Source organism: Winogradskyella sp. HB-48 (assembly GCF_049942685.1).
GTDB lineage: Bacteria > Bacteroidota > Bacteroidia > Flavobacteriales > Flavobacteriaceae > Winogradskyella.
Genome location: NZ_CP187934.1, coordinates 3,073,428 through 3,086,530, shown reverse-complemented (window position 1 = coordinate 3,086,530; position 13,103 = coordinate 3,073,428). Strand labels below are relative to the sequence as shown.

The following is a 13,103-nucleotide window of genomic DNA, read 5'->3' as shown; positions in this document are numbered from 1 at the left end:
AATTAACAACATAAATTATTTATTACAAAATGAAAAAATTAATGACATTAATGCTAATTTTGACTGTGACAACTATGTCTTTTGCTCAAAAGAATGAGATTAAAGCCATTGAAAAAGCACTAAAAAGTTCAAACTATGCAGATGCTAAATCCGCTGTTTCAGCAGCTGAAGGATTGATGAGTAATATGGATGATAAGATGAAAGCTAACTTTTTATTTTTAAAAGCACAAGCACTTTATGCTGGTGGCGCTGCATCAGATAGTGATATGGATAAAGTAATTACAACTTTAGAAGAATTAAAAGATCATGAATCTTCAATAGGAAAACTGCGCTACACTGAAGATGCTAATGAGATGAAGACTGCCATTTATAATTCATTCTTAACAAAAGCTAATGAAGCATTTAATAACAAAAATCTAGATTTAGCTTCTAAAGCATATGAAAATATATATAAAATTTCGCCAAAGGATACAGTTTATTTATATAATGCAGCTCTGATAGCCGCTCAGAATAACGATTATGATACTTCTCTGAAACATTTTATTAAACTAAAAAATTTAGGTTTTACGGGTGAAAAAATGAATTATTTAGCAACTAATAAAGAAACAGGTGTTGAGGAATTTTTTACTGAAGAAGCTAACAGAGATTTTGCCGTAAAAACATTAAAGACCCATATAAAACCAACAGAAAGAAAGGAAGAGTCTAAGCGTGCAAATATTGTTAAAAATATAGCATTTATTTATGTTTCTCAAGGTAACAATGAAAAAGCTTTATCAGCTATTGAAGATGCTAGAAATGAATTTCCTGACGATAATAACTTAGTCTTAACAGAAGCAACAGTTCAAATAAAAGTTGGTAATAACGATAAAGCTTTTGAGTTATTCAAAGAGGCGTTAAAAAGAGACCCTAACAATGCAGACCTAAATTATAATGTTGGTATAACTGCTATGGAGGTAGAGCAATACGAGGTTGCAAAAAATGCATTTGAGCAAACACTCAATATTAAACCAGATTATGCCAATGCGGCATTAAATCTTTCATTTTTAGAAGTTAATAAAGGTAATGTACTGAACGATGAAATGAATACTTTAGGAAACTCTGCCTCTGATAATAGACGTTATGATGAACTAAAGGCTCAAAAAAATGAGTTGTTCCAAGCTGGTGCGGAAATATTAGAAAACTTTGTTTTAAAAAATCCTAATTTAAAGAATGCTGATATATACAACCAATTGGCAAATATCTACAGCGCTTTGGGTGAAACAGGAAAGTATAAGGCTAATAAAGAAAAAGCCCAAGCTATTGAAGCTGGCAATTAAAGATCCTAAAAAAAATGCGACTTTTTAAAAGTCGCATTTTTTTTATATAATTTTTTTAATTACCCTAAGTCTGTGCGTGTGAGAATTCTTATCAATGTTATAAATCCCACTGTGGTCTAATCGATCTATCCTTACCTTGCCATGTGCATGGATAATGTAGTTGTCTTCCATAATAATACCTACGTGTATAATATTGCCATCTACGTTATCAAAAAATGCTAGATCTCCTGGTTCACTTTCTTCAATAAAACTTAATGCTACACCTTGAGTAGCTTGCTGTGAAGCATCACGAAGTAGTTTGTAACCATTGAGCTTGTAAACCATTTGAGTAAAGCCAGAACAGTCTATGCCAAAAGGAGATTTCCCTCCCCATAAATATGGTGTATTAAGATATAGAAAAGAGGTATCGATAATTTTAGATTTTTCACTTTTTTTGGTAATCTTATTGCCTTCAAACTTTTGATTTAAAAAACTAAGGCAGTTTAGGTCTGAACCTAGTGGAATAGGATAGATACCATTAGCATCATCAGAAACAAATTGTATTAAATCTTTTGATAACAAGATGTCCGAATTAACCAAAAGTTTGTATTGATCTTCTTGTATTTCAAAATACTGTTTATTGTCTATCCAACCTTCATATTTGTCATAAGCAAAACGAATGCGACTCCATTTCTTACGTTGCTCAAGCACTTTAAAAAAGTCACCATATAAAGCCTGGGTTACCATTTCACTGGCATCAGTAGGCTCTAATCGTATAGGTACAATCCCTAGATTGCAAACTCCGTATTGCATAGAAGTAATTTAAGCGCGTTCTAATACCATTGCAGAAGCGCCACCACCACCGTTGCAAATAGCGGCTGCACCAATTTTAGCATTGTTTTGGTGTAATATGTTGATAAGTGTGACTAAGATTCTGGCACCAGAGCAACCAAGCGGATGGCCTAAAGAAACAGCACCACCATTAACGTTTACTTTATCTTCTGACAAACCTAAAATCTTCATATTTGCCAAACCTACAACAGAAAAAGCTTCATTGAATTCGAAGAAATCCACATCACTTAATTCTAAATTAGCTTTCGCTAATGCTTTTGGTAGTGCTTTTGCAGGTGCAGTTGTAAACCATTCAGGCTCTTGTGCAGCGTCAGCATAACTTTTTATAGTTGCTAGAGGTTTTAAGCCTAATTCATTGGCTTTTTCCTTGCTCATTAGCACTAAAGCTGCGGCTCCATCATTAATAGTCGAAGCATTGGCTGCTGTTACTGTTCCGTCTTTAGTGAAAGCAGGACGTAAATCAGGAATTTTTTCCATCTTTACATTGGTGTATTCTTCATCTTTACTAATAACTATAGCATCTCCACGGCGTTGAGGTACTTCAACAGGAATTACTTCCTCATTAAATTTTCCTGAATCCCAAGCTGCTTTTGAACGTTCATATGACTGTACAGCAAATTTATCTTGGTCTTCTCTGCTGAAATTATATTCTACAGCACAAGCATCAGCACAAACTCCCATGGCGTTGTTATCGTATGCATCTACTAAACCATCTTTTTGCATACCGTCTTCAAGGGTAGCAGGACCAAATTTAGTGGCACTACGCGCATGGTAATAGTGAGGAATTAAACTCATATTTTCCATTCCGCCTGCTACCATAATATCAGCATCACCAATACTAATCGCTTGAGCAGCTTGCATTACAGCTTTCATACCAGAAGAACAAACTTTGTTTATTGTTGTACAAGGAACAGTATTTGGAATACCAGCGTATATAGCAGCTTGTCTTGCGGGAGCTTGTCCTGTACCAGCTTGAACCACATTGCCCATTAGTACTTCATCTACCATTTCCGGTTTTAAATTAATCTTTTCTAGTGCTCCCTTTATGGCAATAGCTCCAAGTTTTGGGGCTGGTACACTAGATAAACTTCCTAAAAAACTTCCTATTGGTGTTCTGACGGCAGATACGATTACTACGTCCTTGTTCATTATTGTTTTGTTTAAATTAATTGCTGCGAAATTAATGATTTTTTGAGATATTTCGGAATGTATTACAGATTATAGATGTTTTAAGTTTTAATATTTGTTACATTTGATTTATATGAAAGAACTTCTGAACAAATGGTACAAAAATCATGCTCTAGTATACAAAATACTATTGTTTTTGTTGACAACTCTTTTCATTGTTTATTTATTTCCTAAGACAGGTAAGTTTAGATATTCTTTTGAAAAAGGTAAACCATGGCAGTCTGAAAACCTTTATGCCCCATTTAATTTTGCTATTCAGAAAACACAAGCTGAAATTAATGAAGAACGTCTTGAAATTGAAAATAACGCTTCTATTTATTTTGACATTGATCTAGATATTCCAAATAATATAAAGCAGAACTACATCACTAAATTCAATGAAGTTTTTAGTGATTCAATTTCTTCAAGAAGAACTTTATTTAAGCAAGGAACAGATATAATTGAGACCTTGTATGAAAATGGGATTTTAGACACTGATTACCCATATTCAAATGATAAGCCAGTTGTCTTGGTAGCCTCTAATACGGTTGCGAAAAGCTTAGAGTACAGAAATCTAATAGAAATAAACCAATTGCGAGATCGGTTGGAGAGTTTTTTGGTACAATCAACTTCTTCAGAGAATAAGAATAGAATGATATCACTGTTTTTTGACGTAATTGAGCCTAATGTAACTTTAAACGAAACTCTGACAAAAAGGACATTACATGAGGGGCTTTCTCAAGTATCACTAACTCGAGGTAGTATTGATAAAGACCAATTGATTATATCTAAAGGGCAAGTAGTAGAAGATGAAGAGTACAATATTTTAAAATCACTAAAATCTGAATATGAATCTCAGGTTTGGAATACTGCTAATTACAACTGGGTTCTTGTTGCGTATACATTGTTAGTGGCATTAGCACTTTTAATGTTGTTACTGTTTTTACAGAAATATAGGCTAGAAGTATTTGAAAATAATACCAAAGTTACCTTTATATTCTTCAACATAGCATTGATGATATTGCTGACCACTTTAGTGATTAATTATAATTCGCAATATATATATGTAGTTCCTCTCTGTATTTTACCATTAGTTTTAAAAGCTTTTTTTGATGCAAGATTAGGACTATTTGCACATGTATTAACTGTATTGCTTTTGGGCTTCATTGTACCAAATAGTTATGAATATATGTTTCTTCAGATTATTGCAGGAATTGTAACCATACTAACGGTTTCAGAATTATATAAGCGTGCAAATCTTTTTATTTCGGTTGGGCAAATAACACTGATATATATAATAGCTTATTTTGCCTTTTTTGTAATTCACGAAGGACAGATAACAACGTTAAAATGGGATACTTTTGGACTATTTATTCTGTGTGGATTAGCAACTTTATTTGTACAGCCATTAATATACATATATGAAAAGATTTTTGGACTTGTGTCTGATGTATCATTGTTAGAATTATCAGACACCAACACTAAACTTTTAAAAGAATTATCTAATAAAGCACCAGGTACATTTCACCATTCCTTAAATGTTGCCAATTTAGCCGAAGCTTCAGCTAATGAAATAGGAGCTAACTCAATGCTTGTAAGGGTAGGAGCACTATATCATGATATTGGTAAAATGAAGAACCCAACCTATTTCACCGAAAACCAGACTAATGGTATCAATCCACACGAAGAGCTTTCAAGTAGAGAAAGTGCAGCGATAATTGTAGACCATGTATTGAATGGTATTGAAATTGCCAAAAAATATAATCTACCAGACCGTGTGATTGATTTTATTAGAACACATCACGGAACAAGTGTTGTTTATTATTTCTACATGAAGGAGAAGTCGGAACATGAAGATGTAACTATTGAAGACTTTTCATATCCTGGACCAAAACCATTTAGCAAAGAGACTGCAATTTTGATGATGTGTGATAGTGTTGAAGCTGCTTCAAAAAGTTTAAAAGAACCAACAACTACTAAGATTAATGATTTTGTTGAAAACATTATCAACAAACAAATGGAAAATGGTCAATTTTTAAATGCTAACATTACTTTCAAAGAAATTCAATCTATCAAAAAGGTAATAAAGCATAAACTTGCCAATATTTATCACTTAAGAATTGAGTATCCTGAATGAGAAAACCTCTCATTAGTATTCCATATTTAAAATTCCTAGTTCATTTTAATAAAATACCCAACTTAGCAAAGTTGGGTATTTTATTGTCGGGATGACTGGATTTGAACCAGCGACCCCTAGCACCCCATGCTAGTACGCTACCAGGCTGCGCTACATCCCGAATCAAAGAACAAAAAGTCATTTCTTAATAAGAAATGGATTAATGTGATCGCAAAAAGAATTAAACCTTAATCGCTAAAGCCATTATTAATCGTATTTTCAGCCTCCCTTAATTTCTTGGTTAAGCCATAGTAAAACGATATTTTATGTTTTTCAAAATTAAAAATTTTTAGAAATAAAACAGGGATTACTTTTATTTCTAATCGCCAAAAATATGGGTGTAAACAATGAAAAATTAAATAGAAATAACATGAAGATGCTAAATTTAGTTATTGTTAAATTTTATTTTATAAATTACAAATCCTAAAGTTGAAACATATGAAAAAAATCACTTCAATACTGTTAATACTATTACTATGCTCTTGTAAAGTACACCAGAGATCCAACATTAAATCTGACGAGGAATTTGTTATAGAAATGAAAAGAGCGGACACAAGAGGTGGATTAATTGAAACTGTTCTTCAAGGTGTGTTTTTTGGTGCCTCTTACTTGGCAGATAAAACATCCGAGTCTTTAGTGAGTAGATATTCTCAGTCACTTTCCTTAAACAATTATTATAACACTGACTTAGGAAGTGTAGAAAAAACCTATAAGGAAATACGTATAAAGAAATATTCCAAACCCAATAACCCTCAAGAAAAAGAACAGATAACGTCTATAGTCAAGGATGAGTTCAACGCGATGCCAAAATCCAGAGGTAATACAACTTCTTTAAGTGTGGATGATATTATAAGAATAGAAGAAGATGATCTTTTGAATTTCTTTGCAGTCATAGAATTAATTAGTGATCCTCAAAACCCTGGTATTACCAGATTGAGTTTTAATGAGCTTAGGGTTTTCTTTTCTAAAACTAAAGTTTACACGGATGAGGATTTAAATGCTAAAATTTCAATTTCAATTGAGGGTCAATGGAGAGGAAATGATGGTACACCATTAAGCGCCACTTTAATTGAGCAAGAGTACGATTTTAAAAACCTGAAATATGGACCAGATAATTTAATTGATAAGCCCATATTATCACCTTGGTATTATGACATCCCAATTACAACACAATTAGATGATAACGACAATTTTGGAGTGGTGAAAATAAACGTAAGGCTAGAGGAGTATGAAGGTAATAAGAGTAAGTACATCAATAAATTACCAAGTATGCTTAGCGATAATAAAGATGCTATAATTTCTGATGGGGCTTCTGCTATTGAAAAAATATCAAACTAGTTGAAGAAAATTTTGCACAATAAACTGTTGTATAGAGATGCATTGCTATGTACCGTAATGACATTTGTTGTTGCCGGCTTACTTTATTTTGCATTTGTAAACCTCTCAATTTTAGATCCTTTTGAAAGAGCGTTCAAGGATTTTAAATTTACGGATATATTTTACTCTAAAAGATTCAATAAAGAGCAACGTAATGATAAGATCATTATCGTAAACATTAAGCATTCAGATCGTTTTCAAATTGCTGAAGCCATCAATACTATAGCGGAACAAAACCCAAAAGTAATAGGTCTTGATATCATTTTTAAAGAGCGTAAACAAGAGTTCATAGATTCTATTTTAAAGAATACTTTGCACCGACATGAAAATATAGTTACGGCGTATTTCAATGACAATGATTCTATTATCAATAACCATGATTATTTCAAACTAAATGCCGAAAAAAAAGGATTTATCAATTTAAACCTAAAAGGTCAAAACACCGTAATCAGAGAATTTATTGGCGTAAAAGGTGAGGACGAAAAAGAATATTCGTTTGCTACTAAAATTGCTTTAGAAGCAGATTTTATTACTGAAGAATATGCCTTAAAAGAACTTAAAAAACCAATTCCTATCAATTATATTGGCAATAAGGATGTGTTTCTAAATTTTGAAATAGAAGAGGTTCTCAGTTCAGATAAAATCCCGGCGTTTAAAGATGCCGTTGTACTTCTTGGCTATCTAAGTGATGGTAACGAAGCGTATGATATCGAGGATAAACATTTTACCCCTTTAAACGAGGCATGGGTTGGAAGGGCAACTCCAGATACTTACGGAGTAGTTATCCATGCCAATATCCTAAACATGCTTTCACAAAAAAGTTTAATGTACAGAATATCCGTTTTTTCCACCTATGTTTTGGCGTTTGTACTTTGCTTCTTTTCCATATTTTTTGGAATGAAAATTTATAAACGCAATAGTTTTGTTTTTGATATCACGGAAAAGCTGGTGCAGCTGATTATATCGGTAGTCTTTTTATATTTGGCTTTAGTATTGTTGCAGGTTAACATCTATATCAATGTTGTGCCTATAATTCTCCTGTGTTTGTTGGGGCTTGAGATGATAGATTACTATGAACACTTGGTTATACAACTTAATAAAAAGTACGGATGGGAAAGTCATTTACTTTAATTTTAATAAGCTTGTTTACACTGGTTGCCAATGCGCAGGATAGCCTATGTGTTTTTAAAATTAAAGGAGTAGCCTTAGCAAAATTCGACAAAGCGAAAAAGCCAATAAAGAAAGGGGATATTTTGAACGAAAAGAACACGGTGTATCTTAACTCAACTTCTAATTTAACGCTAATTAATTCTGATGGTAAAGTCTTTAATCTTGAAAGTACAGGTGCCTACGATTATAGCGATATTCTAAAAAACGAACATTTAGAGAACCAAAAGGGCTTAACATCTAGGTATTTTAAAATGATTTGGAAAGAACTTACAAATAAAGATGCTGGTAAAACCATAATTGGAGGCGTGTTTAGAGGTGACGTGTATATGGAATTTCCATTAGATAGTGCTAGGATTGCAAGTTCAAAGATCAAGTTTAAATGGAAAGCAGATGAAAGCATTTCTGAGTATTACGTCTTTATAAAGGATAGTAACTCTGATGATGTACATAAATTTGCCACCAATGGCAATGAACTTAGTCTATATAAGGATAATCCAATCTTTTCTGGTTCCAAATCATTCGAATGGGCAGTGTCTACTAAAGAATTTCCAAATCTTAAAAACATTCCATTTTATTCCTTTACCTTAATCAATAGGTCGGAATATGAAAGTCTTAAGTCTCAATTTGATGATTTGATTTCAGATTTGGAGTCTATAGGTCTATCTAGTTTAGAAATTGAAGAGACACTATGTAATACTTACGGTATTTGTAAATAATTTTAAGATTTGATAGTCAATATTTTAGTACCACAAATCCCAATTGAGATATTTGTTTGTTTCTCTGCTAGTGGGCTTTTGTGCACCATTTGTAATTTCCGGAACAGTTTTAAGTACATAACTTTTTAGCTCATTTACAGTGATAATGCCATTAGCATTAAGATCTGCTTCATAATCTAAAAGACCCAATTTAATAGCATAAGTAAAAGAACCATTTTGCCATCGTGATGATTCTAATGCAACACTATTACCAGAAGCAGCAGTAATAGTTTCTAAACCTGTTGAGGAACTAAAACTGGAATATACATTTTGCATAAGTTCGAAGGCAGATGTAGTGGATGTACTGTTTTTTGGCTTCGTTGATGATCCTATAGCGCCTTTAGTCTTAAACGATTGTTTTTTTAAGACCGTAGAGTTGTTTTTTATTACCTCAGTTTCTTCTTCGATATCATTGTCTGAATCGTCTACAAGCCCAGAATAGCAAGCATCAATAAAAAGTAGTTTTTTTTGTGTATTGAGATCAGATAATAGTTGTTGAAGATGTTTTAGTCCCATTCCACGTGCACTCGGATTTTCAAAATCAATATCATGTGTTGCAAAATAGAAGTCATTATTACTATCTAATAGTCCGTGTCCTGAAAGAAAAATTATGATTTTATCATTCAGGTTAGTTTGCATATTTTGAAAAACTTGCTCTATATTTTCCTTAGTGACATTTGAATCGTATAGCTCAAATGTCTTCACAGTGTCATAAGCATCAGATTGTTTTTTAAAAGCATTAATTAAATCTTGTCCATCTTTGACCGCATATTTAAGATCATAAATGGAATCCTGATACTTTGATACACTAATGGTACATATTATTAAGTTATTATTGACTTCTTTTAATCTTGAGGTCACCTTGATTTCTTTACCAAGAGTTGAATTATTAGCAAATATTTGAATATGATTTTCTCCGTAAGATAGTGGCAGGTCGTTTAAACTCTTATTTTTTTCATTTGAGCTTTTTATAGTTCGTCCATTTATTAATTTGGTAATTCGAGAACTTGTATTTCCGTTCTTTAATTTTAGGTCAACTTTATTGTTATCTGTTACTAAGTTTTGTTGGGAATAGTCTATATTCAATAACTCATTGCTGCTATTAACTTGAGCATCGTCTTTTATATCATAAAATTTTCGTCTTAACTCGGAAGCCTTTTTGTATAATTTCAGATCTCCTGGAGTGATTTTTCCAATAGATTTCAAGACTTTATCAGGTCTGTTTTTTTCAATGTCTAATAACTTATCATAAAAAAGCTCACCCTTAATTTCTCTTAGAAAAGAGACTTTATTAGCATCTGATGACGCGTAAAATCCCTCTTCATTTACGGTAATAACTTCACTATTAGAGTCTTGATACATACTGACAAGTAAACTGGCATTATAGGGATTTCGTAATTGTACTTCACCATTTGAAAGTACAACAATCAAATAATCTTTTGAATTGGTTAGTGTCACTCTAGTTGGTCTAGATTTTAGAGCAATAAAATCACCCCATTTTGTAGTTTTAGGATCGAATGCTAATAGACCAAACATTTTTTGATTTTTAGAAAATACGGTCGACCAAATAAGGGAATCATTAGTTTTAGTTAATAGTGTAACTCGCGGATAACGCTCTGGGATAAGGATAGTATCATTAGATATTTTATTTTTTAGATCATATTTAATGAGTGCGTTTAATTCTGATTTTAAAATTTGATCATTTCCAATGTTTACAACTCCAGTTTCCGGTCTAAACAAATACAAATTTTTAGAACTTATATCTTTTTGCTGCAATTTGTTAGATCCCTTCTCCCAGAAATAATAAAAATTCGACGACGAGAAAGTAATACTGCTATCGGCATCTATGAAATTTTGGTTGTAATAGAGTTCAGGTTCATTAACTAAAATTTTATTCTTTTCTAAGTCTACGATAATTAGACCAGGATTATAACGGTCACCAGGTTTGGTAAAAAATAAGTACTTGTTTGAGGCCAGATAAATTGGTTGATAATACTTCGATATTCCAATCTTTGAAATATCCAGACTATCCGTTTTTACTTTATGGTTGTTAAAAAGGTATCTGGTTTTAATTAAATAATTAGGTGTGTCTTCATTATAACCGTTGTCTGTTACATAAAAGTTTAGAGCAAAGTTCTTAAAAACCTTTGTAAAGCTATTACGGTTAAATTTCTTTTCTACCTGAAGATTTGAAAGGTTAATTATTGAGGAGTTTAAGCTTAAATAAATGCCGCTATCTGAGATCTGATCCACAGGTTGATTATATTCTGTTATCGTTTTAATATCGGTAAATTCATTCACGGATATAGCAAATAGTTGATTGTCTTCTAACCAAGCTAATAATTTATCGCCTCTGGCATTTAATGATAAATTGCTAATCTGTGCGTAATAATCATCATCATTATTAATCGTATATCCTCCAACGGTAATATCCTTATTATAGTCATAACAAACAATACTGTTACTTGAATATTTTTTGATATAAAAAATCCATGGTTCACTTGGATGAAAACATACTATTTCACCAAAGTTATCATCTACGATGGTGAATCTCTCAGGATTGGCAATGTTTATGATACGTTCTTCATAGCCATCACTGTTTGTTAATATTCGTTTTTTGCCATCATAACCCAGAATTTCTAAATTATCTGATTTGTATTCATAAAAAGGAATATTGGAATCTTCTGATATCCTATAAAATTTTAATGTGTCTTCTTCGGGATAATGGTCATTGTAAACAGCAATGATTCCAGAGGATTTATCAAAATACACTTTAATACTTCTCAAATCAGTATACTGGTTATGTAAGGTTTTTAAGGTGTCTTTAGTTTTGTAGTTAACCAAATGTAAGTTTTTGGAACTATCATATAAAAACATTGATTGGTCATTCTTATTTATTTTAAGAATGTTGCGATTTTCGAAGGATTCTTCTAATTCAAATCTACCATCATTAAACTTGTAAAAATCAAATGTGGATGCATCTTGATATTCGGTCTCATCAAAAAACGTAACGGGCACTTTTGTACTATCTAGATCAAAACCGTAAATCAGATTGTTTTTTACACCTTGTATAGGCGAAGTAATCTTATGTGGTAAGATTTCGGTTGTAGTATTGGTTTCAACGTTCCAAATGTATTTTTCATAATGGGTATAAGACTTATTTGAATTATAATTAAAGTACTGTATCAAGACATTTTTGTTATCTAAAAATTCAGAGGTTATAATCCTTTCTGAAGAATTTTTACTCAGCCAACGTTTGGTAGAAGCTATAAGATTAAGTTTTAGTGGCTCAATTAAAAAAGTGTTTTTACCGTAATTAATCAGTAATTTCTGGTGTTTTTGTAAATATTGAACATGATTTACAACACCATAACGACCAGCTTCAAAATAATTTTGAAATTCTTTTTTATCAGTATCGTAGTAGCGAATATCATCAGTTCCGCCCATCCAAAGCCCATTGTCCTGCCATGTAAGCTCGCCGCCATATGGAACTTTATCTAATTTTTTTCCATTTGCAATATCGAAAATGTAAGTAATAGGGGCATAATTCTCGTCTAAGGAAATAGCAATCTTTCTTTTATCTTCACTGATAGCAATACTTTCTATATCAGACTTATTCTTGATGAAAGACCTTTCAATCTTACCTTCTTTGAGATTATATAAAACTACCGATGTTTTATCAGAAAATTTACCAATTTGTAATACTACATTTTGCTTGTCTATTTGCCTTATTAAGCCTATGCCTATAAATTCATTGTAGTCATTCTTGGGCATATTATCTAAGGCGGTAATACTTTTACTGTTTAGGTCTATTTTAAAAAGAGAAGACTGAAACCCACTCCTTGGAAAACCCATTCCTACATATAAATTATCATCAGTAAACAATAAAACTCCACCTCCTATAGTTTCAGACTTATTGGGGGAAAAGTATTTTGAAGTTTCTGAATCTGAATTATAAACTATAGGCCCATAATCACCAGGTTGAAATTGGTGTTCTAATTCGTTTGTTTCTGTATTCCAAATAAAAATATTGCCTTGACCGTCTATGGCTGCTATTTGCTTATTATTTGGATTAAAAGCGATGTCATCAATTCTGTTACCGTATGTTTGATACTTGGACTTTACTTTTCTGAGATTAATATCCCATAAAATGACTTGCCCATCATTAGAACCACCTGTTACTAAAGATAATTCATCATGACTAACCTTAAAAGTACTAATCCAACCAGAATGGCCAAACTGTAAAACTTTATCTTGAGAATGGGAGAGAAGATTAAAGAACAATAATACTAATGCTAGAAAAGACTTCAT

At 32.1% G+C, this 13,103-nt stretch carries 8 protein-coding genes and 1 tRNA gene; 5 read left to right on the top strand and 4 right to left on the bottom strand.

Annotation, left to right across the window (positions count from 1 at the left end):
• Positions 1–29: 29 nt before the first annotated feature.
• Complete coding sequence (locus ACPX19_RS13820; protein WP_426430618.1) at positions 30–1,316, top strand: tetratricopeptide repeat protein; 1,287 nt, start codon at positions 30–32, stop codon at positions 1,314–1,316.
• Positions 1,317–1,358: 42 nt separating this feature from the next.
• Here ACPX19_RS13820 and ACPX19_RS13815 read toward each other — a convergent pair whose 3' ends face one another.
• Positions 1,359–2,108, bottom strand: a complete 750-nt coding sequence (locus tag ACPX19_RS13815) for an NlpC/P60 family protein (protein WP_426430617.1) — start codon at positions 2,106–2,108, stop codon at positions 1,359–1,361.
• A 9-nt stretch (positions 2,109–2,117) separates the two neighbouring features.
• Complete coding sequence (locus ACPX19_RS13810) at positions 2,118–3,296, bottom strand: acetyl-CoA C-acyltransferase (protein WP_426430616.1); 1,179 nt, start codon at positions 3,294–3,296, stop codon at positions 2,118–2,120.
• Positions 3,297–3,408: 112 nt separating this feature from the next.
• On the opposite strand from ACPX19_RS13810, the gene ACPX19_RS13805 reads away from it, so the two are divergent.
• The gene (locus ACPX19_RS13805; protein ID WP_426430615.1) at positions 3,409–5,451 is read left to right on the top strand and encodes an HD family phosphohydrolase; all 2,043 of its coding nucleotides are present in this window, start codon (positions 3,409–3,411) and stop codon (positions 5,449–5,451) included.
• An 86-nt stretch (positions 5,452–5,537) separates the two neighbouring features.
• Here the strand turns inward: ACPX19_RS13805 and ACPX19_RS13800 are convergent.
• Positions 5,538–5,611: transfer RNA gene (locus ACPX19_RS13800), tRNA-Pro, on the bottom strand.
• A gap of 317 nt (positions 5,612–5,928) precedes the next feature.
• On the opposite strand from ACPX19_RS13800, the gene ACPX19_RS13795 reads away from it, so the two are divergent.
• Genes ACPX19_RS13795 through ACPX19_RS13785 form a run of 3 tightly spaced genes read left to right on the top strand, consistent with a single transcriptional unit; the run spans position 5,929 to position 8,753 of the window.
• On the top strand, positions 5,929–6,828 hold the full coding sequence (locus ACPX19_RS13795; protein ID WP_426430614.1) for a hypothetical protein: 900 nt from the start codon (positions 5,929–5,931) through the stop codon (positions 6,826–6,828).
• On the top strand, positions 6,829–7,998 hold the full coding sequence (locus ACPX19_RS13790) for a CHASE2 domain-containing protein (RefSeq protein WP_426430613.1): 1,170 nt from the start codon (positions 6,829–6,831) through the stop codon (positions 7,996–7,998). It abuts the gene before it with no gap.
• Complete coding sequence (locus ACPX19_RS13785) at positions 7,977–8,753, top strand: hypothetical protein (RefSeq protein WP_426430612.1); 777 nt, start codon at positions 7,977–7,979, stop codon at positions 8,751–8,753. Before ACPX19_RS13790 ends, ACPX19_RS13785 begins: the two co-directional genes overlap by 22 nt.
• A gap of 24 nt (positions 8,754–8,777) precedes the next feature.
• On the opposite strand, the gene ACPX19_RS13780 is transcribed toward ACPX19_RS13785, so the two are convergent.
• Positions 8,778–13,103: a caspase family protein gene (locus tag ACPX19_RS13780; RefSeq protein WP_426430611.1), complete on the bottom strand. Its 4,326-nt coding sequence runs from the start codon at positions 13,101–13,103 to the stop codon at positions 8,778–8,780.